This is a genomic window from Infirmifilum lucidum, assembly GCF_014876775.1.
GTDB classification, from domain to species: domain Archaea; phylum Thermoproteota; class Thermoprotei; order Thermofilales; family Thermofilaceae; genus Thermofilum; species Thermofilum lucidum.
The window spans coordinates 345,846-369,264 of sequence record NZ_CP062310.1 but is presented as its reverse complement, the minus strand read 5'-3'; the positions used below and the strand labels follow the sequence as shown (position 1 = coordinate 369,264).

Annotated in this window: 32 protein-coding genes; 18 read left to right on the top strand and 14 right to left on the bottom strand. The window is 54.2% G+C overall.

The features are described from left to right. Positions 1-182 precede the first annotated feature (182 nt). From IG193_RS02050 to IG193_RS02035, 4 genes are all read left to right on the top strand, one after another. Complete coding sequence (locus IG193_RS02050) at positions 183-803, top strand: (d)CMP kinase (RefSeq protein WP_192819240.1); 621 nt, start codon at positions 183-185, stop codon at positions 801-803. A gap of 101 nt (positions 804-904) precedes the next feature. Further along, complete coding sequence (locus IG193_RS02045) at positions 905-1,597, top strand: nucleotidyltransferase family protein (protein WP_192819239.1); 693 nt, start codon at positions 905-907, stop codon at positions 1,595-1,597. 166 nt (positions 1,598-1,763) lie between these two features. Then, on the top strand, positions 1,764-2,666 hold the full coding sequence (locus IG193_RS02040; RefSeq protein WP_192819238.1) for a glycosyltransferase: 903 nt from the start codon (positions 1,764-1,766) through the stop codon (positions 2,664-2,666). 57 nt (positions 2,667-2,723) lie between these two features. Then, positions 2,724-3,620, top strand: a complete 897-nt coding sequence (locus IG193_RS02035; RefSeq protein ID WP_192819237.1) for a nucleotidyltransferase family protein — start codon at positions 2,724-2,726, stop codon at positions 3,618-3,620. Between the two features lie 112 nt (positions 3,621-3,732). On the opposite strand, the gene IG193_RS02030 is transcribed toward IG193_RS02035, so the two are convergent. After that, positions 3,733-4,977, bottom strand: coding sequence for a hypothetical protein (locus tag IG193_RS02030; protein WP_192819236.1), 1,245 nt, complete (start codon positions 4,975-4,977; stop codon positions 3,733-3,735). 567 nt (positions 4,978-5,544) lie between these two features. Here IG193_RS02030 and IG193_RS09165 point away from each other — a divergent pair. From IG193_RS09165 to IG193_RS01995, 7 genes are all read left to right on the top strand, one after another. After that, positions 5,545-5,691 carry a hypothetical protein gene (locus IG193_RS09165; protein ID WP_225876105.1) on the top strand — a complete coding sequence of 49 codons (147 nt, stop codon included), beginning with the start codon at positions 5,545-5,547 and terminating at the stop codon, positions 5,689-5,691. Between the two features lie 163 nt (positions 5,692-5,854). Next, on the top strand, positions 5,855-6,127 hold the full coding sequence (locus IG193_RS02020; protein ID WP_192819235.1) for a hypothetical protein: 273 nt from the start codon (positions 5,855-5,857) through the stop codon (positions 6,125-6,127). Continuing rightward, a complete protein-coding gene (locus tag IG193_RS02015; protein WP_192819234.1) occupies positions 6,102-6,584 on the top strand; it encodes a type II toxin-antitoxin system VapC family toxin in 483 nt (160 codons plus the stop codon). Before IG193_RS02020 ends, IG193_RS02015 begins: the two co-directional genes overlap by 26 nt. 335 nt (positions 6,585-6,919) lie before the next feature. After that, complete coding sequence (locus IG193_RS02010; protein ID WP_192819233.1) at positions 6,920-7,069, top strand: hypothetical protein; 150 nt, start codon at positions 6,920-6,922, stop codon at positions 7,067-7,069. A 35-nt stretch (positions 7,070-7,104) separates the two neighbouring features. Next, the gene (locus tag IG193_RS02005) at positions 7,105-7,473 is read left to right on the top strand and encodes a hypothetical protein (RefSeq protein WP_192819232.1); all 369 of its coding nucleotides are present in this window, start codon (positions 7,105-7,107) and stop codon (positions 7,471-7,473) included. Positions 7,474-7,867: 394 nt separating this feature from the next. Then, positions 7,868-8,266 carry a hypothetical protein gene (locus IG193_RS02000; RefSeq protein ID WP_225876104.1) on the top strand — a complete coding sequence of 133 codons (399 nt, stop codon included), beginning with the start codon at positions 7,868-7,870 and terminating at the stop codon, positions 8,264-8,266. 30 nt (positions 8,267-8,296) lie between these two features. Next, entirely contained in the window at positions 8,297-8,950 is a 654-nt protein-coding gene (locus IG193_RS01995; RefSeq protein ID WP_192819231.1) for a hypothetical protein, read from the top strand. 131 nt (positions 8,951-9,081) lie between these two features. Here IG193_RS01995 and IG193_RS01990 read toward each other — a convergent pair whose 3' ends face one another. The 5 genes from IG193_RS01990 to IG193_RS01970 all read right to left on the bottom strand — a co-directional run bounded on the left by IG193_RS01990 (position 9,082) and on the right by IG193_RS01970 (position 11,588). Next, positions 9,082-9,726, bottom strand: coding sequence for a PD-(D/E)XK nuclease family protein (locus IG193_RS01990; protein ID WP_192819230.1), 645 nt, complete (start codon positions 9,724-9,726; stop codon positions 9,082-9,084). Between the two features lie 119 nt (positions 9,727-9,845). After that, a complete protein-coding gene (locus IG193_RS01985; RefSeq protein WP_192819229.1) occupies positions 9,846-10,205 on the bottom strand; it encodes a nucleotidyltransferase domain-containing protein in 360 nt (119 codons plus the stop codon). Next, positions 10,181-10,570 carry a HEPN domain-containing protein gene (locus IG193_RS01980; protein WP_192819228.1) on the bottom strand — a complete coding sequence of 130 codons (390 nt, stop codon included), beginning with the start codon at positions 10,568-10,570 and terminating at the stop codon, positions 10,181-10,183. Before IG193_RS01980 ends, IG193_RS01985 begins: the two co-directional genes overlap by 25 nt. Before the next feature lie 326 nt (positions 10,571-10,896). Continuing rightward, on the bottom strand, positions 10,897-11,343 hold the full coding sequence (locus tag IG193_RS01975) for a type II toxin-antitoxin system VapC family toxin (RefSeq protein ID WP_192819227.1): 447 nt from the start codon (positions 11,341-11,343) through the stop codon (positions 10,897-10,899). Further along, positions 11,340-11,588 carry an AbrB/MazE/SpoVT family DNA-binding domain-containing protein gene (locus tag IG193_RS01970; protein ID WP_192819226.1) on the bottom strand — a complete coding sequence of 83 codons (249 nt, stop codon included), beginning with the start codon at positions 11,586-11,588 and terminating at the stop codon, positions 11,340-11,342. Before IG193_RS01970 ends, IG193_RS01975 begins: the two co-directional genes overlap by 4 nt. A gap of 75 nt (positions 11,589-11,663) precedes the next feature. On the opposite strand from IG193_RS01970, the gene IG193_RS01965 reads away from it, so the two are divergent. Continuing rightward, positions 11,664-11,909: a hypothetical protein gene (locus IG193_RS01965; protein ID WP_192819225.1), complete on the top strand. Its 246-nt coding sequence runs from the start codon at positions 11,664-11,666 to the stop codon at positions 11,907-11,909. Positions 11,910-11,917: 8 nt separating this feature from the next. Here the strand turns inward: IG193_RS01965 and rfbC are convergent, their stop codons facing one another. The 4 genes from rfbC to IG193_RS01945 are packed head-to-tail and all read right to left on the bottom strand — an operon-like array spanning position 11,918 to position 15,440. Continuing rightward, complete coding sequence (rfbC, locus tag IG193_RS01960; RefSeq protein WP_192819224.1) at positions 11,918-12,475, bottom strand: dTDP-4-dehydrorhamnose 3,5-epimerase; 558 nt, start codon at positions 12,473-12,475, stop codon at positions 11,918-11,920. Continuing rightward, positions 12,475-13,368, bottom strand: coding sequence for a dTDP-4-dehydrorhamnose reductase (rfbD, locus tag IG193_RS01955; RefSeq protein ID WP_192819223.1), 894 nt, complete (start codon positions 13,366-13,368; stop codon positions 12,475-12,477). The genes rfbC and rfbD overlap by 1 nt, the downstream gene beginning before the upstream one ends. Continuing rightward, positions 13,365-14,363, bottom strand: a complete 999-nt coding sequence (gene rfbB / locus IG193_RS01950; protein ID WP_192819222.1) for a dTDP-glucose 4,6-dehydratase — start codon at positions 14,361-14,363, stop codon at positions 13,365-13,367. The genes rfbD and rfbB overlap by 4 nt, the downstream gene beginning before the upstream one ends. Before the next feature lie 9 nt (positions 14,364-14,372). Beyond that, positions 14,373-15,440: a glucose-1-phosphate thymidylyltransferase gene (locus tag IG193_RS01945; RefSeq protein WP_192819221.1), complete on the bottom strand. Its 1,068-nt coding sequence runs from the start codon at positions 15,438-15,440 to the stop codon at positions 14,373-14,375. A gap of 199 nt (positions 15,441-15,639) precedes the next feature. Between IG193_RS01945 and IG193_RS01940 the strand changes: the two genes are divergently transcribed. Next, positions 15,640-16,035 carry a hypothetical protein gene (locus IG193_RS01940; RefSeq protein WP_192819220.1) on the top strand — a complete coding sequence of 132 codons (396 nt, stop codon included), beginning with the start codon at positions 15,640-15,642 and terminating at the stop codon, positions 16,033-16,035. Positions 16,036-16,266: 231 nt separating this feature from the next. Here the strand turns inward: IG193_RS01940 and IG193_RS01935 are convergent, their stop codons facing one another. Both IG193_RS01935 and IG193_RS01930 read right to left on the bottom strand, forming a co-directional pair. Beyond that, positions 16,267-16,698: a nucleotidyltransferase domain-containing protein gene (locus tag IG193_RS01935; RefSeq protein ID WP_192819219.1), complete on the bottom strand. Its 432-nt coding sequence runs from the start codon at positions 16,696-16,698 to the stop codon at positions 16,267-16,269. Further along, the gene (locus IG193_RS01930) at positions 16,682-17,089 is read right to left on the bottom strand and encodes a HEPN domain-containing protein (protein WP_192819218.1); all 408 of its coding nucleotides are present in this window, start codon (positions 17,087-17,089) and stop codon (positions 16,682-16,684) included. Before IG193_RS01930 ends, IG193_RS01935 begins: the two co-directional genes overlap by 17 nt. A 281-nt stretch (positions 17,090-17,370) precedes the next feature. On the opposite strand from IG193_RS01930, the gene IG193_RS01925 reads away from it, so the two are divergent. Further along, positions 17,371-18,177, top strand: coding sequence for a hypothetical protein (locus IG193_RS01925; protein WP_192819217.1), 807 nt, complete (start codon positions 17,371-17,373; stop codon positions 18,175-18,177). 174 nt (positions 18,178-18,351) lie between these two features. On the opposite strand, the gene IG193_RS01920 is transcribed toward IG193_RS01925, so the two are convergent. Then, entirely contained in the window at positions 18,352-18,774 is a 423-nt protein-coding gene (locus IG193_RS01920; protein WP_192819216.1) for a pepsin/retropepsin-like aspartic protease family protein, read from the bottom strand. A 55-nt stretch (positions 18,775-18,829) separates the two neighbouring features. On the opposite strand from IG193_RS01920, the gene IG193_RS01915 reads away from it, so the two are divergent. From IG193_RS01915 to IG193_RS01905, 3 genes are all read left to right on the top strand, one after another. Then, positions 18,830-18,991 carry a hypothetical protein gene (locus tag IG193_RS01915; protein ID WP_192819215.1) on the top strand — a complete coding sequence of 54 codons (162 nt, stop codon included), beginning with the start codon at positions 18,830-18,832 and terminating at the stop codon, positions 18,989-18,991. Between the two features lie 33 nt (positions 18,992-19,024). Further along, entirely contained in the window at positions 19,025-20,089 is a 1,065-nt protein-coding gene (locus IG193_RS01910) for an AAA family ATPase (protein WP_192819214.1), read from the top strand. 70 nt (positions 20,090-20,159) lie between these two features. Further along, on the top strand, positions 20,160-20,435 hold the full coding sequence (locus IG193_RS01905; protein ID WP_192819213.1) for an HPr family phosphocarrier protein: 276 nt from the start codon (positions 20,160-20,162) through the stop codon (positions 20,433-20,435). Between the two features lie 2 nt (positions 20,436-20,437). Here the strand turns inward: IG193_RS01905 and ptsP are convergent, their stop codons facing one another. Further along, positions 20,438-22,150 carry a phosphoenolpyruvate--protein phosphotransferase gene (ptsP, locus tag IG193_RS01900; RefSeq protein ID WP_192819212.1) on the bottom strand — a complete coding sequence of 571 codons (1,713 nt, stop codon included), beginning with the start codon at positions 22,148-22,150 and terminating at the stop codon, positions 20,438-20,440. A gap of 115 nt (positions 22,151-22,265) precedes the next feature. On the opposite strand from ptsP, the gene nagA reads away from it, so the two are divergent. Then, positions 22,266-23,417, top strand: a complete 1,152-nt coding sequence (nagA, locus tag IG193_RS01895; RefSeq protein ID WP_192819211.1) for an N-acetylglucosamine-6-phosphate deacetylase — start codon at positions 22,266-22,268, stop codon at positions 23,415-23,417. The last annotated feature ends 2 nt before the right edge of the window (positions 23,418-23,419 follow it).

Genomic DNA, 23,419 nt, shown 5'->3' with positions numbered 1-23,419 from the left:
TTTGAGCGCTAGAAATATTTCTCCTGAATAGTTTGGGTATATCACTAATGCTTTGAAATGGTCAGATATGAAGGCATGCAGTCTCTACGTCTTTACAAACTGAAGACCTCATTCTTTGACAGTCTGTTTTGAAGTCTTTGTGTTATTGGCTGCTAAAGGAATAGGTAACAAGATGGTGGAATATGATAATTTGCCTTTTTGGCCCCGATGGCTCTGGTAAGAGTAGTTTGGCCAGGGTTCTCGCTGAAGTGCTTACCCGGAGGGGTTTTAGGGTTAGAGTTTCCTGGATGAGGGGCACCCACACGCTCGCCTCCTTGCTTGCCGTTTTTCTGTCCAGGTTTTGGGCTTTTAGGGGCCGCGACAACCCGTACTACAATATTTCTATTCCCCGGAAGATGAGGAGGTTGTGGCAGCTCTTGGAGTTCGCGTCCGTTATCCCAGTTATTCTTTCAAGGTTTATTTTGCCCAGATTGCTCGGCTATTGTGTGATAGCTGAGAGGTATTTGCCTGACTTCATAGTCTGGGTTTCACTTACTACAAGAGACGTAAGCTATTTGAGGAGTTTGGAGGCGAGGTTCCTGTTAGCGTTGTCGGAGAAGGCGAGTGTTAAAGTTTATGTGAGGGCGTCTGAAGCCGAGCTGGCTAAGAGGAGGAATGATGTGGGTTCTGGGTTCATAGTTAAGCAGCTTGAGCTGTACGATAAAATAGCTAAAGCTATAAATGCACAAGTAATAGATACGACGGGAAAGACTGTAGCGGAGTCTGCTAGAATCTTATATGACTTAGTAAAGCAGTGTTCATAAGTTGGGAAAGTCGTTGGGTAATATATAGATGGCTAGTAGGTTTTCAGCATCTCTGCTTGAATTTTCCCTTCTAAACTCTTGTTTTTGCTAAAGTGGGTTCGATGGATAGTGTTGAGGGGGTTTTGATTGCTATGTTGGATGGTAAGAATGTTCAGTTAAATAACCTAGAAGTTCTCATTGAATATGCCAATAAGAATAAGGTTCTTCTTCAGATTTTAAGGGTGTTAAACATTCAAAATTCTTTGAGAGAGTTACAGGAGAATAGTCTAAAGGAGAGAGTAAGGACAGTTCAGCTCATCACAAAGGTTTTAAAGGGTTATGATTATGCTTTCTTTAAGCTTGTTAAGCCTGTAGTGTATGTTCCAGCAGATATAGACCTTCTTATCAAGGCGAGTCAAGCTGTTTATGCGGCTAAGCAGCTTATTAGTTTAGGCTATAAGGTTGTAGTTAAAGATCCCTATTGTATAACTTTGGTAAGGGGCGAGTCTATAGTAGACTTATATGTGCATCCAAGCTTAGGTGGTGCCATATTATTGGACGGTCAAAAGCTCTTAGAGCATACGAGCTTAATGGAATATGAGGGTATAGAGATAAGAAGCTTGAGCGCTTATGCTGAAGCCCTAATAGCGGCTGCTCACGCTATATACAAGGAAAAGTTATACACACTAAATGATTATTATACTGTCAAAAAATGGGCTACAAGTGAAACCATAAGATTGGCAGAGGAGCTAAAATATAAGCCAGCCCTAGAATATGCTACAGAATTGAACCGGCAGATAGAATGTGTCGTATGAGGGAAGAGTATGGAAAGCTTTAAAAGTTGTAAATGCGATTTTTATATTAGGTGTTCATCGTTAAACCACACCATAGCTAATGTGAAGATATGCTTTGGCTTTACCATTCAAAGTTACTTATTTATAAAAGCCAAAGATAATATATAGTAATTCAGGGTGATTAATAATGGAAGGTGATTTTCAGAAAATTTCAATTATTATAAGAACTTATAATCCAAATAACTATGTATTCGATGCACTTCAATCAATTGACTCACAAGATTTTAAAGGTAAGATAGAAACGTTATTACTTTATGATCGTGGGTCTGAAACTGATGAAATCCTGGAAAGGCTTAAAAATTTCAAGTTTCAATCTAAAAATATCGATTTAAAAATTTATGTTCATAGACATATGTCCGCCTATAGAGCTATGTTAAAAGGTTTAGAATTAGCCTCCGGTGACCTAATTTTTTTCTTAGATTATGACAACATATATCCCTCTAACTATATTTCAAAGATGGTTGAAAATTGCGTTAATTATGACTGTTGCTTCACAAATCCTACAGTATTTGATAAGAATGGCGTTGTAATCGGAAAGCTAGTACGAGTACCAAAGGATTATCTTAAACCTGAAAAGATAATCAAAGGTAATTATATAGATATAAGTAGTATTTTAATTTCTAGAAAAGTAGCCAATTATTATATAGATATCTCATATAGATATCTAACTTCAAGATATTACGATTGGATTTACGAAGATTGGTTGTTAGGTTTTGTTTGTCTAAAAAAATTTCGAACAAAATATGTAGAAGAAACTTCTCCTTTTTATAGAGCTCATGACTCGAACTTAACCTTTTCAAAGGATTTTTCCTTCGATAAATTTATTTTCAGTATAGATAGAGAAATAAAGACATTGCATGCGATGTGTTCAGCATTTTATAATGAATTAAGTGAGAAAGAATTAAATTTGATAGCTATGGCTTTAGCTATCAAAGAACGAACATTGGCAAATTATATTTTGAAGAGGAAATCCTTCAGAGAGGCATTATATGTTTTCCTTAAGGGTCTAAAAGATTTATTAATTAAATAGGAGATATTAGGGAGGCTCATGTATTACAAAGGAGACTTCTACTTATATGATGAGTAGATGAGTATAAGTACTTGGAAACATGCTGATGATAGAGAGAAGAGAGGTGTTGAGGAGGCTTTGATCGCCGTGCTGGAGGGTAGGGGTGTCCGGCTGGGCGACCTGGATGTCCTTATTGAGCACGCCAGGAGGAATAAGATCCTCCTCCACGTTTTAAGGGCTTTAAACGTCCAGAACCATTTGAGGGAGGCGCAGGAGAATAGCCTGAAGGAGAGGGTGAGGACTGTCCAGCTCATTGCGGGGGCTTTAAGGGGCCTTGACTACGCTTTCTTCAAGCTCGTTAAGCCCGTAGCGTACGTCCCGGCAGACGTAGACCTCCTCGTCAGGGCGGGCCAGGCTGTCCAAGCAGCCAAGCGGCTTATCAGCCTGGGCTTTGAGGTTGCCGTCAAAGACCCCTACTGCGTGACCTTGGTGAGGGGCGGGTCTGTAGTGGACTTGTACGTGCACCCGAGCCTGGGCGGTGCCATACTGATGGACGGCCAGAGGCTCCTGGAGCACGCGGGCCTGGCGGAGTATGGCGGCGTGGAGGTGAGGAGCCTGAGCACGTATGCCGAGGCACTGGTGGCGGCGGCCCACGCCGTCTACAAGGAGAAGCTGTACACGCTGAACGACTACTACACGGTCAAGAAGTGGGCCACGGGAGAGACCAGGAGGCTGGCGGAGGAGCTGAAGTGCGAGCCGGCCCTGGAGTACGCCATGAGGCTGAACAGGCTGGTGGAGAGCGCCGGGATTAGGGTGCCCTACAGGATCCCGGCCGGCGCGTGGGCGGGGCTCCTGCTCAGGAAGATATTCGAGGACGGGCTCGCAAGGTCTACCTCCGTGAACCTCGTCAGGGCCTTGGCGAGCAGGCGTGCGGGTAGGCTTCTGACGTCGAAGCTTACTAGGGAAACGTACTAGCCAGTCTTTTATTGGACGTTGCTTTTTAGAAAGTTTGGTCAAGCGAATTTGCTGGAATGACTTTAATGACTTTTAGGAGACGTTGATGGGGGGGGGCTATTACACTGATACATCAATCGGCAGCTAAACCAAGTATTTCAGCGACGTATCTGAGCCTGTCCGAAATGTCCTTGAACGCTAGAACGTAGTGGTTACCTATAGGATGCTCTGTTAAGTTCTTCGAGTCAGCGTCAAGTCTTATCCTAACTTGAGTCCTGCAGTGTTGAGTGCTTGAAGGAACTCCTGAAGTTACCGTGCCCACGGCGAACCTCAAGGTCTTAGTTATGGGGTCTAACCTGGCCATAGTTACTCTAGAGCCTTCGGGTATGAGACCAGCTATGCCTACGCCTAGGCCGGACTCGAAGTGCGTTTTTAGCTCGTAAGCGCTGGTAAGCTTTAAGGCTATGGTGCAGTGGGCCATTAGAACTTCATTGCCTTCAGCCCAGGCTAAGTTGCCCATGAAGACAGGCGCGTTGCTTAGCTTAGAAGCTAGGTACATTGTTACGACTGCCGGTAGATCGCCTTCACATCCTGCGGTGAAGCCCTCGGAGTTCAATAGGGCTAGCGGCAGGCAGGCGGTGGTCTTTAGCTCTTTAATCACGTCGAAGCACCTTATCGTTATAGCGTCTAGCCCGTAGCTACTAATTATGCTCTTTAAAGCTAGGTATATCTTGAGAGGTTTCACGAGCTCTTCCCTAGCTACGGAGCTCCTCGTAGCACCTCTAAACACGTTCTCAACTAGACTTGGAACTTCTGAGTCGGGAACCCTGCCCGCCTCTTCGTAGAGTTTCTCGAGATCTACCCTGACGAACTCCATGTTGCTGAAGAGCTCTTTCAGCCTGCTCTCAACTTCGGTTCCCGAGCTGTAGGTCAGCCAAGGCGAGGGCTCTCCGATAAGCCCTAACTTCAAGCTGGAGAGCCTTGACGCGGCTCTCCAGGCATTAATGAAGTCGAGGACTTTGCCGCTCGGAGGCCACTCTACGATTAGCGAAGACCGCTTGCCTGACGCGGTTAGCGTGGCGTACGCCTCTAGAGAGGCTGGCAAGCTATTCATAGTCTTGTGGGGTAATAGCACTGTATAGCCGGCGAGGTCAGACACCCTAACTATCAAGTTTTCACTGCCGCCCGTCAGCACGGCGACTAGGGCTAGGTCTTCGCCGGTTACGCCTACGTTGCTTAGTTCTCCTTCAGAAGTCACGATCTTAGAGACTTTATCAACGTGTTTTCCAAGGGCTCCCACATACTGGTTTAAGACCTCGTTAACTGCTTGGGGGTCGTGCAACGGTGAAGCCACGGGAATTAAGTATACACGCCCCACTTTAACTCCGAGGAATCCAGACTCAAAAGTTAAAAAGTTTTTATTGAGCCTCAGGCATTCCTCTGAGTCGTGGCTTTATAAGGAACTTCTAATGTACGTGTTCCTAGCCCGGGATGCCCTGAAGTTTAACAATTAGCCGGGCATTCTCGCGTTTAAGGGCGCCTCTTCTAAACTAATGTCCTTTAAGGCGCTCATGGGCACGGAAAACATAGGCGCTGTTAAACTCCTGTAGCATCGTCTAGGGCTGTCGAGGGCTCAGCCGAGCTATCTGCTTTGTACCGGTACTCCCGGCAACTCGGGCTTGGGGGGTCGGGGATCTATAGCACTGTAGGCAGCATGCCACGCGGGGGAAAGCTTTAGAATTAGCGGGTATAACTCTACACGGGTGCATGCTCCTAGGCCACACTATAGCTAATGTGAGGATATGCAACCCCAGTGATGTGAAGGCTTGCATGGGCCTCGAGTTAGTTGTAGACACTGGCTCGAGTTATACCTGGGTCAAGCGTAGCCGCTTGGAGGCTATAGGCGTGAAGCCCGTGACTAGGTGGAGGTTTAGGGGTGGAGTGTATGGGGGAGAAGGCGACGCGGGTAGTGGTCTTCGCGGAAGAGGGCGATGCGGAGGTTCTCGGAGTAGACGCGCTGGAGGGTCTCAGGCTCGAGGTAGACCCGGTAACAAGGCAGCTTGGGAAGACGGGGGCGTTACTCGCCGTTTAACGTTCTAGCTTGTCTGCGCATTTTATCATTCCTCAAGTGAAGAGTGTTGCTATTTTTATCAAAATCTCCGTATAGCGGTAAGGCCGTCTAACTCGGGGGCAAGCTACTAGCTTTACTTGGACAACTTTTTATACTTTCATCGGTATTATTGGTATAGGAGGTGGTGGAGGTGGCTAAGGCAAAGACCAGCATCTACGTGGATAGGGAGCTATGGGAGAGCTTCAAGAGATACGCGAGGAGCAGGGGCGTGGAGGTGAGTAGGCTCCTCGAGGACGTTATCAGGGACGAGTTGCTCGGCGAGGCTCTTCTCAGGGCGGTATCGGAGCTAGTCAGCTCCGAGGACTATGAGGTAGATTTTGAACCAGTGGAGCCAAGCGGCTTAGTAAGCGAGCTGGTCAGGGTTTTGAGGGATGGTAGGTCAGGTAGTGTATCTTGACAGCAGTGCCGTGTTGAAGAGGTACGTCAGGGAGCCTGGGAGCAGTAGAGTCAGGGAGGTCTTCCTGAAGGCCTACTCCGGGGAGCTAGTTCTATCCTACAGTGTATGGAATATCGGCGAAGTCCTGGGCGCTCTAGACCGCGCCAGGGCCTCTGGCAGGCTAAGCGGCGAGGCTTACGAGTTGGCCAGGAGGAGGTTCGTGCTCGAGGCCAGGAGGATGGTAAAGCTGGGTCTTGCCCTAGTAATCCCGTTGAAGATCGGCGTCCTCAAGGAGAGCTGGAAGCTCCTCGAAAAACACCACATATACGAGGCCGACGCCCTGCAGATAGCTAGTGCTAAGTACGTCAACGCCGCACATTTCATGACCGGAGACAAACGCTTGCACGAAGTAGCCGTTGAGGAAGGGTTGAGAAGCGAGTACCTGAGTCCATCGTACGTGGGGCCTGGATCCTCTTAACGCCCTATTAGGGGACAGTAACCCCCTTTACTACCAAGTTTTCCGGGCGCACTCACCTCTCCCGGCTCAGAGGACGAGCAGTTGTAAGGGCGCCTCGGTGACGTTCGCTGGCAGGTGGTAGCAAGGGAAATAAAAGGACACGTGGAGTTTTGAGCCGTGGAGGTAAAGGCGGTTTTGGCCGAGGCCTTGAACAGCGCCAGGAGGGCTAGGGGCTTGAACCCGCCCAGGAGCGAGGCGCTCAGGTAGGAGCTCTACGCCTTCCTGCAGAATGTCCTCGACGCCGTGGCTATAGTGTGCCAGACTGGGCTTGAGGAGGCTCCTATGGGGATTTGGGCGTGTCCTCTACGGGATGGGTGTTGCCCATTGTCGAGGAGGTAGTGGAGGCCGTTGAGAGGCTATTTATTTGGCAACGGGGTCTCAGGAGACCCGACTGTGACATAGCCGCGTGGACAAGGCCGGGCGCGACTGTGGTAGTCTCTGTGTGATAGGATTTAAATCCTGGGTTCACGTCCGCTGCTCAATGGGCTCTGTAGTTGTCGAGGTTAAGGTTCGCGGTGTCTCTCGCGAGGCTGTGCTTAGGGCCTTAGTCGATACTGGGTTTTACGGCGATTTGATCACGGCGTCTAGGGCAATTGAGGGCTTGGGTATTGAGTTGAGGCACGAGAGGCTGAGAAGGTTGCCCGATGGTAGGCTTGTTAAGGTTAGGTTTGGGGGCGGGGAGATCGAGGTTATGGGACTCGTCGTATACGGGGACGTGGAGGTGTGGGATGACCTCAAGCTGCCAGAGGGTATCGACGCATTGCTCGGGGTAACGGCACTGGAAAGGCTTGGGCTGAGGATCAATCCGAGGACGGGGGAGCTGGAGAAGACGGAGCTCTACCTGCTCTAGGCCTGTTTTGACTATTTCGCAGCGGCCTGGCTTGCTAGTTTATTGGGGATGTAACCTTATTGGACAGGTTCATTAGTCTTCCATAACATACCTTAACCTTTATCTTCAAAACTGTTACTCACACCTCTAAATCAACTCATCAATAACTTCAGGAGTTAACAACGTCAACACATAGGTATCTTCTTCTTGCTTCCCAACAACCGAAGGCTTTTCCTCATAATCCATAGACCTTTTTTCAACCCCCAATATTCTAATATTACTAAAGCTGACGACGGCGTTTGCTGGGTAAGTCAGTGACGTGTATAAAGCTTGAAACGCATAGTTAGAGTCCTTTAAGGTTCTACCTTGGCTTTTAGTCGTAGAAGCCCTTATATGCGAACCACGGGTACTGGAGATGATGGGCTTCATAAGGGTTAGGTTTGGGGTGTATAACCCCGTGAACCCGGGGGACGTGGTTGAGGTTGAGGGCTTAGTAGACACTGGGGTCATATACACGGTGGTACCGAGGTCGGTACTCGATAAGCTGGGCGTGAAGCCCCTGGAGAGGAGGAGGTTCAGGGCTTTCGGAGGCTACGTGGAGAGGGACGTCGGCGAGGCCGGAGTTGTGCTCATGGGCAGGCGTAGGACAGTGCCCGTGGTCTTTGGTGAGGTGGACGAAATAGTCGTGCTCGGCGTCACGGCGCTCGAGGCGTTTGGGCTAGAGGTCGACGTGGTTAGGGGGTCGCTCAGGGAGGCAGAGCTACTAATGCTATTACAATCGAAAGTTGGCCGTAGCCCGCAGTTTCAGGGCTAGGCATTTATATCCCCTTGGAGGAGTTTGGTTGTGGAGCCTGTTGTATCGGCTGCGTTGAGTGAGGCAGTCAGGGCTGTTGTCGACAAGCTTAAGGAGGGTAAGAAGCTCAGCACAGAGGACATCTTCCTCCTGTACCTCGGCACTATTGTCGAGGAGCAGAGGGCATTAAGGGCAGAGGTTAGGGAGGAAGTGGCGCGGTTGAGGGCCGAGATAGGCGAGGTCAGCAGGAGGATCGACGAGACCAACAAGCGCATCGACGCTCTGACCGTCGAGTTCGGCAAGCGGATAGATGAGGTGAGTAAGAGGGTCGATGAGACTAACAAGAGGATCGATGCACTGGCGGTTGAGTTTAGCAGGCAGATGGGCGAGGTCAGCAGGAGGATCGACGAGACCAACAAGCGCATCGACGCTGTAACCGCTGAGTTTAGCAGGCAGATGGGCGAGGTCAGCAGGAGGATCGACGAGACCAACAAGCGCATCGATGCTCTGACCGTCGAGTTCGGCAAGCGGATAGATGAGGTGAGTAAGAGGGTCGATGAGACTAACAAGAGGATCGATGCACTGGCGGTTGAGTTTAGCAGGCGGATCGATGAAGTGAGTAAGAGGATCGACGACCTGTACAAGCTCCTGTCTAGCATCCACCAGGTACTGCTGGAAATATCCAGGCACGTGTCGGCAAAGTAGTGCCGGCAGGGGCGAGCGGGTTCAGAGGTTACACGAGGCCGTAATGGCTATGTTCAGGGTGGATCCCCTCTAGCTCTCTACTGTAGTTCTCCAGGTGTTAAAGATGGCAAATCTTCTGAACCGTTCTCTGTTTAGACTGCTGTATAAACTTCTATCCCGTAGGCTAGGCATAGCTGTTTCGCGTAGTCGTCGATGAAGGGCGTGACGAACACTAGCTTGGAAACTTTCCTGCCAGTAACCTTCTCGTAAAGTTCAGCTTTTCTCTTGAATATCGGCACGTCGGAGGCCTTCACGTGCGCTGAGATCTCAACTACAATGACTTTTCCACCAGATACGACAATACCGACCTCAACGGGTGCTTCACGGCCGTAGACGTAGCCCTCCCTGTCGATGTACTCCCACTTTTCGACACTAGCTCCAAACTCCCTGCTTAACAGCCCCTTTAAGCCCTCTCTGAAAGCCCCCTCAATCATAATACCCCACCTAGCGCCCAACGCGGCTAAATGCCTGTCTAACCTACCAATATCGTCTCTCAACTTCCCCTGCTCCTCCCACAGCTTCTTTTGGTCTTCTCTCAAAGCCTTCACTTCCTCCCATAGCTTATTCGTGTTCTCCCACAGTTTGTTCAAGTTCTCCCATATCTTGGCCTGCCCCTCCCCCAGGCTGTCCAGCCTCTTCAGCACCTCCAGTACGCCGAGGTACCCCGCCACCGCGTACCTAAACTCGACGTCCCTCTCCAGCAACTCGAGCATCTTTTTCTTAAGCGAGCTACTCATTGTCCTAAACACTATATCCAGAGCTATCTTGGGCTGCTGAGAAGGGCTCTGTTCTCCTCGGAAATGATTGGGCTATTGAGAACAGTGTTACCACAAGGATTATGCTGTCGGCGGCGACCCTAGGGCTGAGAGGACAAGTCTCTCAGGAGGTCGTCCAGCCTCCTGGCTTCCTTCTTCATCTCGAGCATGTAGGGCGACGTGGACTTCTCCCACTCCTCCCGCGTGAGCACGAGGAACTCGACGCCGGGTTCTAGGTACTTGGACATCATGTTGAGCCTGTCGATGTACCTAACTCCCTTCATCTCGTCGCAGATGATCACTAGGTCTATGTCGCTGTCCTCCAGGTAGTCGCCCCTAGCCCTGGAGCCCACGACGTAGACCTCCTCGATCTTGAACTCTTCCTTCAACTTCTCCACGAACGCCTTAGCCCTTTTCAACATGGCCGCCTGGCTCTTCACTGCAGATGCCGCCTTACCCATTCAACCACCCTACTAGCCCTCCTCAATAAGTCCTCGGCGTCCTCCCTACTATAAATCCTAGCCGGCACAGCGTTCGCCGCGTCTGGGTACCGCGACACGACGTAGTGTATGGTCAGCTTGCTTGCGTCAGCCCTAATTTCGTCTACGCTGACTCTTAACTCGCGTTCAATAATGTCCAGCATCTCGACTAGGTCATGAGTTCTAACCGCCTTTCCACTAGCTATTAAGAGGGCCTTAAGCGCCTTCTCGGCGGCCTGTTGGGAGTAAAACGCCGCCGCGTAGTAGTGCGCCGTCCTTAGCAAATCCTCGGCTGTGCTCAAATCAGCCAAACACTGTTCAAACCACCTAACGGCCTCCTCCCTCATACAATGGACATACCGCTAAAAATTAAAAAACCTTTCAGCAGGCCCGCGCCTACGTCATAAGCAAACGTCGCACTCATCGTCCTAAACACTATAGCCAGCTCCTTCTCAGGTGCTTGCCCAGCGTCACGGCACTCGAGGCGCTTGAGCTAGAGGTCGACGTAGTTAGAATACCGCTCGAGGGGGATAGAAGGTGTCTGCACCGCGTTACCTCCACGACGCGAGGCCCTTCGAGATGTCGAAAATTTCTCGTAACTTTTGGGCAGGGCCTCCATCAGCCCTTTTCCTCTCGCACCCAGGAGGAGGCAAGTAGCTGGCGGGAGGGGATGCTAAGGTAGGCTGTTAGCTTTGCCCATCTTCTCCTTGACGTCCTCTGGGATGGGGTTCTCGTATATCAGGCCGTATTTCCCGGCAAGCCTTTTCACGTGCTTATCGTCCGAGACAACGATGGGGATTCTGTTCTGGAGCGCTGTTGCGACGAGGAGGCCGTCTCCCGGGGGGACGCCCTCCTCTAGGGCCAGTAGCAGGCCCCGCGGGGAGGCGCAGAGGATGTTTAGCCCCTCGGCTACTATTCTCAGCTTCTCCAGTACGGCGCTGCGCGGGCGCACTCTATAGTACCAGTACAGCGTGTGGTAGGCCTCGAGTAGGGTTGTGTCGAGGACATAGGCCTCAAGCTCTCCCTTGAGGGCTCTAACAAGAATGGGCCTCGCGTAGGGTGTTGCTATGTGGTTCTCGAGTAGGGCGTACGAGAGTATGTCAGCGTCGATGACTCTCAATGCTTCACACCGCCAAACCTGTGCTTGCCTACCTCAGCGTCCCAGTTCTCGCCCCTGCCCGCGTACAGCTTCAACTCCTCGAACTTCCTGACAAGCTCCTCCCTACTGGCCTTCCTCATGACAATAGTGCTCCCCAGACGCTCGACAACAACCTCGTCGCCGGGCTTTAACCCTTCCCTGACTTCTCTAGGTAGCACAACTCTCCACTTACTGTCAATTTTCACTCTTCCCACTACCACTCCCACACCCACACTTTAAACACCCTCTATATAAATTTTACGGATGAACTTTCCCAAAGTCTTCTGATAAACGTGCCCTGTATGCAACCGACGCTTGGTGTGGCTGCCGTGAAGAGGCTGGGGGTGGAGTCGACCCTGCAATGTGGTAAAGTAGAGCGTACAAGACTGTATGACCCTGGCTATGTTTCTCGGCGGTTCAACGTCGGCGATGATTTACGGGTGGTGCTGGCGAGTAGGCTTCCTAAGGCTAACAGGGCTCTGGCCTCTGGCGAATGGGGTACCGGCTATGAACGGTACTCTGACACGGGATGCTTACTTGCCGTGTAACCAGTGGTTTAGATGGGGTAGTTGAAGTTTGTCTCGGCTTCCTTCAGGAGAGGGCATTTTGAGTCTTTTTCGCTCACAATTACCTCCTCTCTCAGGGGCCACTGTATGCCCAGCTCTGAGTCGTCCCACCTTATGCACCTCTCTGCCTCCCTGTTGTACTCCTTGGTGACCAGGTATAAGAGGTAGGTATCCTCCAAGGCTTGGAAGCCGTGCGCGAAGCCTGGTGGGATCCACAGGGCGAAGCCGGGGTAGAGCTCCGCTACGACGTGTTTCCCGAACCACGGCGACCCCTTCCTGACGTCTACAGCTACGTCTAGGACTCTGCCGCTTACCACTGTGACGAGTTTGCCCTGCTCGAAGGGTTTTAACTGGTAGTGAAGGCCTCTCACGACGCCGCGCCTGGAGAAGCTCAAGTTGACCTGGACGAAGTCATAGGGTATGCCGTGGGCGAGGGAGTCTGTCCTCTTGTAGAGCTCTGTAAAGAACCCCCTGTCGTCGGGGAAGATGGCGTTCTCGACTAGGATCACATCTGGTATAGCGAGCCTCCTGGCGGACTTTATGGGCACTAGCCGAGCCACCTCTTCATGTCCTCTACGAACATTCTTACACACTCACTAGTAGCTGGTAGTGAAAGGCCCAGCGCCCTGGCCTTCTCCGTGTTCAGGCTACTGTCTACAGGTCTCCTGGCAGTGAGTTTCGCGTCTTTCAGGCTTGTAGGCCTGACTCGTTCTTCGCTGAAGCCCCCAGTCCTGGCGACTAGTAGTGCGAACTCGTACCTGGACATCCTCTCGCCCGCCAGGTGGAGTACGCCCGAGAAATCTGCTCTAGCCAGCCTCTCGAGGGACTTTGCAAGCTCGACGACGTACGTGGGGGAGAGGTACTGGTCTGAGAAGGCCCTCACTTCCAGGCCCTTTGACAGGGCCTCGTAGACGTTGAAGCCGAAGTTCCTCTTGCCCGCAGGGGAGTAGCCATAGAGCCCGCTCACCCGGACGACGACAGGGCCCTCACAGGCGGAAAGCACTGCCTCTTCCCCCAGGAGTTTCGTCAGGCCGTAGTAGTTCACTGGGCTGGGCGTGTCCTCCTCGCTGTAGAAGCCTCTAGACCCGTCGAACACGTAGTCTGTTGACACGTAGATGAGTTTAAAGCCTACGTCCCTGCACAGCCTCGCAATAGCCCTGGTGCCCAGCACGTTGACCCTGTAGGCCCTCCCCCTGTCGACCTCGCACCCATCGACGTCCGTGTAGGCGGCGGTGTGGACGACTACCTCAGGCCTACTAAACTGTACTGCCCTGGCCACAGAGTCCCGCTCCTCCAGGTTGACGTGGAGCCACTCCACCCCCTCAATATCCGGGGGCTTCTTCTCGTGGAATGTAGAGTAGACCTGGGAGCCCCTATCCGCGAAGATTCTGGCAACCCAGTAGCCGAGGAGCCCGGCTCCGCCTGTAACAAGCACCCTCATCTCCGGGCCACCCATGGCTCGTCGCGGAGGACGTACTCGTCGACGAGGGGCCTCCACCACCACTCGTTGGACTTGTACCAGTCGATAGTCCTGGCCAGTCCTTCTTCGAGGCTGACGAGGGGCCTCCACCCGAGCTCCCTGATCCTCTCGCACTTCATGGCGTACCTCCTGTCCTCGCCCGGCCTCCCCCTGACGTGGACGACCCACTCTGACGGCTCTCTCCCCATGAGGAGAGCTACCTTCGAGACAACATCCTTCACCGTCGCGTACTCGCCTGCACATATGTTGTATATGCTCCCCGCGGAGCCCTTCTTCATGACGAGTTCAATGGCCCTGCAGTTGTCCTCGACGTATAGCCAGTCCCTGACCTGCGAGCCGTCACCGTATATTGTAGCCTTCAGGCCGAGCACGAGCCTTATCACAGTCCTCGGTATCAGCTTCTCAGGGTGTTGCCTGGGGCCGTAGTTATTGCTAGGCCTGACTACCAGGTACTTGAGCCCGTACGTCCTGCCGTAAGCCTTGAGCATGAGGTCGAAGCCTGCCTTCGAAGCAGAGTACGGGCTGCTAGGGTTGAGGGGGTAGAGCTCGTCAGCGTAGACCCCCTCGGGGAGATCCCCATATACCTCGTCTGTCGACACGTGGAGCAGGGGTTTGTCGAGCCTCCGCAGGATCTCCAGGAGTATGTGGTGGCACACGATGTTCGTCCTGATAAACCTTGAGGGCTCATTTATTGACTTGTCAACGTGGCTCTCGGCGATGAAGTTTACGAGGAGCTCTGGCTCAAACCTCTTCACAAAGTCCCCCAGGAGCTCCTCGTCGCACAAGTCGCCCCTCTGGAAAACCACCCTGCCCCCCTCTACCAGGTCTGTTATGTTCTCGAGCCTCCCAGCGTAGGTGAGCGCGTCGTAGACTGCCACAGTGTACCCCTGGGAGACGAGGTGCCTCACGAAGTTGCTCCCTATGAACCCTGCACCGCCTAGAACTAGAACCCTCATCAACTCCACCTACAACTCGACGTAGCTGTAGTCTGATATAACGACTCTGAAATCGCCGTACAGCTCTCTTGAACACTTCACGACGCTCTCCCTCCCGACGATGCTGTTGACAAGCCTAAGCCTCCTGGTGTCGAGGAGGGCTCTCTCGAGGACAAGGCTCCTGGCCAGGGAGCCGCTCTCGACCCTCGTTCCGGCTTCAAGCGACGTGTAGCTCTCCACGACTGAGCCTCTAGACACGTATGCACCCCTGCCGATGTAGGCAGGGCCATACACTCTGCCCTCGACTACCGCGCCCTCCTCGACTATAACTCTCCCGTTTACGTCGCCGGTGACTTCCCCTCTAAACCTGCTCTCGACGCTGTCGAGGAGCAGGCTAACAGCCTCAAGGAGGCTCTCAGGCGTCCCAACGTCTTTCCACCACTTCTCGACGAAGCCGTACGTAACCCTGTAGCCGCTGTCAATGAACCACTGTATGAGGTCTGTTATCTCGTACTCCCCCCTCCACGACGGCTTCAGGCTCTTGAAAGCCCTTGCATACAGGTCGGGGTCTCTGAACATGTAGACCCCCACGAGTGCGAGGTCGGATACAGGCTCTCTAGGCTTCTCGACGAGCCTCACGACCACGCCGTCCCTGACTACTGCTACCCCGAACCTGGATGGGTCTCTAACCCTGCTCAGCAGGATGTGTACGTCGCTCTCGCCCTCCAGGAAAGCCTCCAGGTACTTCGCCACGCCCTCCGCGAGTAGGTTGTCGCCGAGGTAGACTATGAAGGGCCCCTTGAGGAAGCCCTCCTCTAGAGCCCTGAACACGGCGTGGGCTATGCCGAGCCTCCTCTCCTGCACGACGTAACTCAGCCTAACGCCGCTGTTGGAGCCCTCCCCGAGGGCTTCGCGGATCATGTAGCCCAGGTAGCCGACTACAACGGCAATATCCCTCACGCCGGCCGAGGCGAGGTCGCTGATGACGCGCTCGATTAGAGTTTTCCCGAGTAAGGGGATGAGGTGCTTGGGCACAGAGAACGTTATGGGTCTCAGCCTGGAGCCCTCGCCGGCGGCAGGCACAACGCCTTGAAGCATCGCTCTAATACCCGCCTCGACAGCTAATATACCTAATGCCCCTCCTATAGGACGTCTGGAGCACGCAACGCATCATGCTCCTGCGATTGAAGCCAGCATTGTTGCTACAACCGATAGCCCGACTCGAGGGCTAGGCGTCGACTACACACTGCCAGGTGTGAAAGTTTAAAATAGTGGTCTGCTTAGGCTGTATTGAGTAATGGGACACGTTAGGGTAAAGACGGTATTCTACAATGCTGTTGACTACGTGAGGTGGGTTAGCGGCGAGCTCCCAGAAACTAGTGTTAGGAGAGTTAAGGCCGACTCTCTAGTCGACACTGGCGCTACCTACCCGGCGCTCCCCAGAGACATTATTGGGAAACTAGGCCTGGTCTTCTTGAGGGAGGTTGAGGGCGAGGTAGCCGGGGGGAGGGCTAAGCTCACGCTATACGGGCTGGCTATAGTACAGATCGAGGACAGGATAGCTGAATGCCCTGTTATCGGGAGACCTGAAGGCACGACGCCTATTGTCGGCGTTGTGGTGCTCGAGCAGATGGGCTTCAGAGTAGACCCGGTTACAGGGAGGCTGGTTAAAGGTTTGCCACTAATGCTTTGAGCACGGTAGCCAGAATCAGCCCTGCAGCCCCTTGTTTCTCCCATCTCTCGCTGAACCCCGCCTGCGTGGAACCGGCGTCACCACGCCGAGCTCTAAGCGTGCTACTTACTGGGGCTTTCCACTCGTGGCCAGAGAGTACTAAGCCAGACACTTTTCTCTAACATCTCCGACTTAAAGAAGGGCTTTGGTCGCAAGCATTGGAGCAGTGAAGTCAAGTTTCACTCCTTAGCCCTACTGGCTTGGAGAGCCCTCGTCCTGCCAGGGGGGCACTACTATTGTAGTGCTCGTCCTCGCGAGCCCCCTCTCCTTGAGCTCTCGGTATTTGCCCACCAGTACGTCCAGTTCACTGCTCGAGTACAACACTCTCCCCTCCTCCATAGCGTCGACTATCAGCGGGTTGCCCCTGCTGAGCATGTTCAGCGCCTCTTCGAGGGTATAGGGGTGTGGTTCTACCGGCAGTTTGACGTCCTTGAGGATCTCGAGGACGCGCCTCAGCCTGGCGAGATAATTTTCCTTAAAGTCTGCTATGATTAGCAGGTCGTAGTCGCTGCCCGGAATCCAGTCGCCACGCGCCCGCGACCCGAACAGGATTATCGCCTTCACGGGTAAACTCTCTACGAGGAGCTTTACGAGCCCCTCCAGGGACTCAGTCTCGCCCGCCACGGATGACCCGCCTCGCGAAGTTCAGGATCCTCATAGAGGCTTCGAGGGCTGTCCTAGACATTTCTTCATCATAGGCTTCGTGCGGAGTCCCAGCCGGGTGCGCGTTCGGGTATCGCGAAGGAACGTAGTGAATGTCGAGCTCTCTGGCGCAGGAGAGCAGCTCTTGGTCAGAGTTGATGCCGGTCTTCGCGAAATACCTCTCCAGCAAGACCCTGATACTGTGGCCCCAAGGCGCCTCATTCACGTAGTAGAGGAGGGCCTTCGCGGCTTTCTCAGCTGACTGGTGCGCGTAGAAGGCGGCCGCGTTGTACCTTCTCTCGCGGTGCAGTATTGTAGCAGTCTCGTAATCCCACTCAGCCTCGCTGAGCCACCTGAGCGCCTCGTCCCGCATCCCGCCTGTGCCCTGTTAAGTATCCAAGGTGAGTGCTTATATAAATACCTGGGCTTCACGGCCCTCCGTGGAGCACCAGGCGGGTGTATGTTGGAAGCGCTCTGCGGGCATATACACCCGCGGGCATAAAGAACACGTACTTAGCTCTAAGCGCCGCTGGAATGTCCCGACAAGGGCGGCTCCGAGGTTCTCCAGATATTCGGACAGCCAGGCCCAGAGGCGGCTAGTAAAGAGGGGACTAAGAGTGGGAATATACATATACTTCTCCACAGCATACAGCATTGAAAGGTGCTGTGCTGTCTCTCGAGGCCTTGACGACTATTGCTTCAACAGCGGCCACACTAGTGGGCCTTGCCGTAACAGCCTCCAGGCTCTCCTACCAAATGGGCAAGAAGTTCGCGGTAATAGAGTCCAGGCTCCAAGAGCAAGACAGAAGACTCGGGGATCTTGAAAACAAGATAATAGGACTTGAAAATAAGGTAGTAGGACTTGAGAACAAGGTAACAGGACTCGAAAGTAGGATAACGGGCTTCGAGGGTAAAATAGCAGGGCTCGGAGAGAGGATAACAGGCGTCGAGGAGAAGTTGGATAAGAGGATTGCAGAAGCTAAGGATGAGCTAAACAAGAGAATCGTAGAAGTCGAGGGGAGGCTAAACAAAAGAATAGCAGACGTGGAAGGGAGGCTAGCCGGGAAGATCGAGAGACTGGCATACGCTTTCACTAGCTACCAAGAGTTCCTAATGAAGTATTTTGTCTCAGAAGGTGTTCTAAGGCGTGAGGCGGCCGAGATGATAGCTACAGAGGCCAGGAACCTCATGAGACTCGCAGTGTCGAACCCGTTCACAAAAGAGGAGTGGGAGAGGTTGAAGGTTTTGCTAGACAAGAGTGAGAAGGATGAACTCTCGTTGGACGAGGCGTACGAGCTCTTGAACCTCGCGAGGAAGGCCGTAATGGAGTACGGGGAGTACCCGGAGGCGTGGAAGCTGCACATGTACGCGGCGATGATGGTGGGGTTCGCGTGGAAAAAAGCTAGGGAGGCTGAGAAGACAGAGAAGCGGGGAGAGGAGAAGAAACCCGGCTCCTCCTAGTTGGGAGCTCCAACCACAAAGTTAAAGGCGCCCACGTCCCTGACCCCAGACCTGTTTCAAAACAGCGAGCTAGGCGTGGGACTCAAGCCTATGCCGTACCCCGTGATATCCCCTGCCTAGAGGGCGGGCTTCCGGCCACAAGGGCTCGCCCAGGCGACGGTAGTCGGATTTTCCCTAGAACCAGTACTGCGGCTCCTCAGTCTCCCTCACAGCCTCTTCATCGCTGAACTTCCACTTGCCCCGGAGATCCAGTATCACTATGCCGAGCTCTGACCCGAGCACGTCGCTTATCAAGACCTCGTACTCGTGGTCAGACACCATCACGTCGGCCTCAACAGGCCCTACTGTCCTCCCTCCTGCCTCCACATACACATGCACGGCCCTGGGTATGAGGTAGTTTCTAACGGGGCCGCCTGCAGTCCCGACTTCCACGAGGACTGCCTCGACAGGGGGAGGCCAGAGCCCCAGCTCGTAGGCCACCCTCCTCGGCACTAAGAGTTGAGGGGTCTCTGCCTCAAAGCCGGAGTTCACGAGGGCTGAAGTAGCGACTTCTCTGCCCTTACGACTGGCTATTCTCAGCTTCACCCTTACAGCCACGCCTAGACCCCTCCAGCTTATATATGTGCCCTACCCGCCTCCTTATGCGGTATATATGCCCAATCCTCCCAACGAGTCTGCCGAGCCTCACTTCAACACCCCAGTGTTGAGGGACTATAGCCTGATAAATCCGTTACTGATAGTAGCGCCCCTCCCCAGCCTCCTGCCTACTGTGGAGATTCCTAGAACCCCCGTGTTCAGTGGTAAAGTATTTTAGTTAGGGGGGTAACTTGGTTAGGGGGGTAACTTCATGGGCTACTTCGATCCCGAGCCCAAGAGGAGAGTTGAAGACTTCTTCGACATGGAGGAGGAGATTGACGAGCTCAAGAGAGGGCTAGGAGCGTCCAAGCTCGTAGTTGTATCAGGGCTCAGGAGGTACGGGAAGACTTCCCTGATTCTGACTACGCTGAATGACATGGGCGCCAGCTACGTATTCCTCGACTGCAGGCTGTTGCCCAGCGGGATGATCTCTGCGAGCGACATCCTGTACATCCTCGAGGGCGAGTTGAGCTCGAAGCCGTGGTTTAGAGAGCTAGCAGAGGCCGTGGAGGGGGTTCAGGTCGGGGGCTTCGGCGTCAGGTTCCGCCGCAGAGACTACAGGACGCTTGTTAGAGTCCTCGAGTCGCTGGAGGGGAGGATTCTGGTCTTCGACGAGGCCCAGGAGTTGAGGAGGTCTAGGTACAGGTTCGACTACCTGCTCGCATACCTCTACGACCACGTGGGCGTCAGGGTGATACTATCGGGCTCGCAGGTCGGCTTGATGTACAAGTTCCTGAGGGTGAACGACCCTTCAGCGCCGCTCTACGGGAGGCCGCTCTACAACGTGAGGCTTAAGCCCCTAAGTCCGGATAGAGCCCGCGAGTTCCTCGTCAGAGGCTTCGAGCAGGAGGGCGTTGAGCCCCCTCTAAGCGCCATAGAGGAAGCCCTAGAGCTCTTCGACGGCATCATAGGCTGGCTCGCCTACTTCGGCTACTCATATACCAGGCTAGGGCTAAAGGATCCCAGAGCAGTGCTCGGCGCTGCAGCAAGGCTCGCCTACGAGGAGCTGGAGCACGCGCTACGGGTGTTTGCGGCGGCGAGGCCGAGGTACGCGGCTGTCTTGAAAGTTGTCGCAGAGAGGGGGGAGGCGAGGTGGTCGGAGATACTGAGGTTCGTCGAGGCGGAGCTCGGCAGGATACCCAGGAACACCCTCAGCAACATACTTAGAAACCTCTCAGACATGGGGCTTCTCAGCAAGACTGAGGGAGGCTACCGCATACCGGATCCCGTCCTCAGGCACGCCGTCAGGAGGTACTTGAGACTGACAGCAACGTAGAAACCCTCCATGAAGTTCTATTAAAGATTACTGAGAAAAGCGTTTAAGGCTGCACCGTCCCCTTACTGTGATGACTCGGGAGGTCAGGCTGAAGGTTGTGAACAAGAGCGGGCTCCACGCCAGGCCGGCAGCCATCTTCGTCCAGAACGCTAAGAGCTTCTCCTCGAGGATAGTTGTGAGGAAGAACGGCAAGTCCGCGGACTCGAAGAACATACTCCAGCTGTTGTCGCTAGGCATAGACATGGGGGACGAGATAGAGATTGTAGCCGAGGGGCCGGACGAGGACAAGGCGATCGAGCACCTCACGAAGCTCCTACTGGAAGTCCTCCCGGAGCAGGACAAGTAGCCCTACTCGTAGACAGCTACCCCGCTCTCGTCGAGGACTTTCTTGGACCACTCCCTGACGTCGCCCGGCCCCTCGGCGTACTCTAGAAGCTCCCCAACCTCCCTCTTGATGTTCTCTACTCTAAGCCTCCTCACGACGTACTTCACCCTACCTACGAACTGGGGGGCGACGCTTAGGCTCTCAACCCCCAGGCCCAGGAGCACTGGGATCGCTAGGGGCCTCGAAGCCATCTCGCCGCATACCTCTATCTCGGCCCTACCCTTGACCTGCCTAACAGCCTGGGCTATAAGCCTCAAGACCGCGGGGCTCAGCTCGTCGTAGAGGTACGCTACGAGGCTGTTACCCCTATCTGCAGCCAGGACGTACTGCGTGAGGTCGTTCGTGCCGAAGCTTATGAAGGAGAGACCGCCCCTCGAGACTAGGCTCCCCGCGAGGAGCGCACTAGAAGGCGTCTCGACCATGACGCCCAGCTCAAGCCTCCCGGTGCTCACCCCTGAGGCCTCGAGCCTCTCCCTCTCCTCCTCGACTACTCGCCTGAACTCTTCAGCCTCTTCTACCGCACTAACCATGGGCAGCATCAGCCTAAGCCTGCCGTGGCGTGAAGCCCTGAGTAGAGCCCTCACGAGCGGCAGGAGGAGTTCCTCCCTGTACTTGAAGAGTAGCCTAGCACCCCTCAGCCCCAGCTGGGGGTTCTGCTCGCGCGGGAGCTCCAGGAACGGGACAGGCTTGTCTCCCCCAATGTCCGGCGCCCTGACCGTCAGGGCTTTACCACCCATGAGCTGTGCAGACTTCGAGAAGAGCTCGTAGAGCTCCTCCTCGCTCGGCGGGGTAGACCGCGCCATGTAGGCGAACTCTACCCTGAAGAGCCCAACCCCCTCGCAGCCGTACTGGTCGAGTATACGCAGCTCCTCGAAGCTCCCCACGTTGCAGTAGACGTTGACGCGGTGGCCGTCGAGGGTAAGAGCCTCCAGCCTAGCCTCGCTGGCGAAGACTTCGAGAAGCTTGCTGTACTGCTGGGCAAGCCTAGCGTACTTCTCCAAGTCGCTGCCAGACGGGTCTGCGATAAAGTAGCCTTCTAACGCGTCGACGATCACCTGCGAGCCCTCGGCTACAGCGTCCAGGTCGAGGCTACTCACGATGAGGTACGGCACCCCCTTGAGCCTCGCAAGTATAGCCACGTGTGACGTCACGCCGCCGCTCTTCGTGACAAGCCCCCTAAGCCCCCGGTTTACGAGCTCGAGGAACTCTATGGGGTCTACTTCGTCTCCAATCGCCACTTCTAGCCCAGCTCCGTACTGCTCTGCTCCAGCACCCTGTAGTAGTGTTACGAGCCTCGACGCTAGATCCCGCAGATCCTGGGCCCGCAGCGCGAACAGCTCGCTGCCCTGCTTGAGCATCTCGCTATACTTCTCATAGACGCTCCTGACAGCGTATGCTGCGGAGTAGCCAGCCTGGGACACTAGCTCGAGGGCCTCCGACACGAGAGACTCTAGCATGAGTTGCTGGGCCTCGAGTATCTCCTGCTCCTGCTTCGGGAGGAGCTCCTTCAAGGCACTGAGCTTTCCAGCGAGCACCTCTCCAGCCCTCCGGAGCCTCTCGGACTCCACTCCCACGTCTACAGCCCTAGCCTCGAGGGGGACGGCTAGTACGTCTACTTTCCTAAGCACATTGGCCTTACCGATAGCTATGCCAGGAGACGCGACTACGCCTTTCACCCGCATCACTGCTATAGCCTTGAACCCAAAGATATGCCTTTAGCCAACCAGTAGCGGGGGCATAAGTACCGTTGTTACAGAAACTTTTTCAGCACTGCTGTCGCAACAACACTTGATGAGGGTTATAGTTAGAGGGGGCAGAGTCCTAACACCCTTTCTAGATCTAGGCGAGAAGGATATTGCGATAGAGTCCGGGGTAATACGCGACGTGGGCAGTAACCTGACGGGCGACAAGACCGTAGACGCGTCAGGCCTAACAGTAGCCCCCGGCTTTGTAGACACGCACTTTCACGGCTACGGAGGCGTAGACTTCACGCTCGCGAGCTCCGGAGACGCCCTGAGAGTAGCTCAGGAGGTTACGAGGCACGGGGTAACAGGGTTCCTGGCGTCCCTCGTCGCGGCACCCCACGAGGTGTTGCTGAAGGCCTCGTCTGAACTTGCTGTGGCAATCGAGAGGCAGGAGCCCGGGTCTGGCGCGAGGATACTCGGAATACACCTAGAGGGCCCCTACCTGAACCCGCAGATGAGGGGCGCAATGGATCCCCGCTTCTTCAGGGAGCCCTCAACCGCAGAGCTCTCAGAGTACTACAGAGCCTCAAGGGGGCACATCAAGCAGGTCACGGTCGCGCCCGAGCTCCCGGGATCCACCGAGTTCATAAGGCGCGCCGTGGAGATGGGTATCACCGTGGGCCTGGGGCACACAGATGCGACCTACGAGGATGCTGTTAGAGCCGTGCTAGCAGGCGCCTCAAAGGCCAACCACATCTTCAACCAGATGAGACACTTCCACCACCGCGAGCCGGGAGTAGCTTTCGCGCTCTTAGAGCAGCCAAACGTGTTCATCGAGATGATAGCCGATTTAATCCACCTACACCCTGCTACAACCAGGCTTGTTGCGAGAGTAGCAGGCCCGGGTCGCACAGTCCTGATAACAGACGCTGTCGCCGCGACAGGGCTACCCGACGGGGAGTACACTCTCGGAGGCCTGAAAATTGTAGTTAGAGGAGGCGTCTCGAGGCTTGCTGAGACAGGAGCGCTTGCCGGTAGCACGCTCACAATGGACAGGGCAGTCGCAAACATTGTGAAGCTGGGCTTCAGCCTCGCTGACGCCGTTCGCATGGCTTCTACTACGCCAGCCCTAAGCATAGGTCTAGGGGGCAAGCTGGGCGTCATAGCGCCCGGCTACCTGGCAGACCTCGTCCTCCTAGACGAGAAGCTAAGAGTAGTCAAGACAATCGTCGGGGGAGTGGAAGTATACGGTGAGTAGCC

Bases quoted from the DNA above. Each gene is read 5' to 3' on its own strand.
- IG193_RS02040 (WP_192819238.1), top strand. From the start codon at position 1,764: ATGGAAGGTGATTTTCAGAAAATTTCAATTATTATAAGAACTTATAAT.
- IG193_RS01940 (WP_192819220.1), top strand. From the start codon at position 15,640: ATGGGACACGTTAGGGTAAAGACGGTATTCTACAATGCTGTTGACTAC.
- IG193_RS01930 (WP_192819218.1), bottom strand. From the start codon at position 17,089: ATGCGGGACGAGGCGCTCAGGTGGCTCAGCGAGGCTGAGTGGGATTAC.
- IG193_RS01915 (WP_192819215.1), top strand. From the start codon at position 18,830: ATGCCCAATCCTCCCAACGAGTCTGCCGAGCCTCACTTCAACACCCCA.
- IG193_RS01965 (WP_192819225.1), top strand. From the start codon at position 11,664: ATGCAACCGACGCTTGGTGTGGCTGCCGTGAAGAGGCTGGGGGTGGAG.
- rfbB (WP_192819222.1), bottom strand. From the start codon at position 14,363: ATGAGGGTTCTAGTTCTAGGCGGTGCAGGGTTCATAGGGAGCAACTTC.
- IG193_RS09165 (WP_225876105.1), top strand. From the start codon at position 5,545: ATGGGGGAGAAGGCGACGCGGGTAGTGGTCTTCGCGGAAGAGGGCGAT.
- rfbD (WP_192819223.1), bottom strand. From the start codon at position 13,368: ATGAGGGTGCTTGTTACAGGCGGAGCCGGGCTCCTCGGCTACTGGGTT.
- IG193_RS01980 (WP_192819228.1), bottom strand. From the start codon at position 10,570: ATGAGGGAGGAGGCCGTTAGGTGGTTTGAACAGTGTTTGGCTGATTTG.
- IG193_RS02050 (WP_192819240.1), top strand. From the start codon at position 183: ATGATAATTTGCCTTTTTGGCCCCGATGGCTCTGGTAAGAGTAGTTTG.
- IG193_RS02045 (WP_192819239.1), top strand. From the start codon at position 905: ATGGATAGTGTTGAGGGGGTTTTGATTGCTATGTTGGATGGTAAGAAT.
- IG193_RS01905 (WP_192819213.1), top strand. From the start codon at position 20,160: ATGACTCGGGAGGTCAGGCTGAAGGTTGTGAACAAGAGCGGGCTCCAC.
- IG193_RS01945 (WP_192819221.1), bottom strand. From the start codon at position 15,440: ATGCTTCAAGGCGTTGTGCCTGCCGCCGGCGAGGGCTCCAGGCTGAGA.
- IG193_RS02015 (WP_192819234.1), top strand. From the start codon at position 6,102: ATGGTAGGTCAGGTAGTGTATCTTGACAGCAGTGCCGTGTTGAAGAGG.
- IG193_RS01910 (WP_192819214.1), top strand. From the start codon at position 19,025: ATGGGCTACTTCGATCCCGAGCCCAAGAGGAGAGTTGAAGACTTCTTC.
- IG193_RS01985 (WP_192819229.1), bottom strand. From the start codon at position 10,205: ATGGGTAAGGCGGCATCTGCAGTGAAGAGCCAGGCGGCCATGTTGAAA.
- IG193_RS02005 (WP_192819232.1), top strand. From the start codon at position 7,105: ATGGGCTCTGTAGTTGTCGAGGTTAAGGTTCGCGGTGTCTCTCGCGAG.
- IG193_RS02000 (WP_225876104.1), top strand. From the start codon at position 7,868: ATGATGGGCTTCATAAGGGTTAGGTTTGGGGTGTATAACCCCGTGAAC.
- IG193_RS01990 (WP_192819230.1), bottom strand. From the start codon at position 9,726: ATGAGTAGCTCGCTTAAGAAAAAGATGCTCGAGTTGCTGGAGAGGGAC.
- nagA (WP_192819211.1), top strand. From the start codon at position 22,266: ATGAGGGTTATAGTTAGAGGGGGCAGAGTCCTAACACCCTTTCTAGAT.
- IG193_RS02035 (WP_192819237.1), top strand. From the start codon at position 2,724: ATGAGTATAAGTACTTGGAAACATGCTGATGATAGAGAGAAGAGAGGT.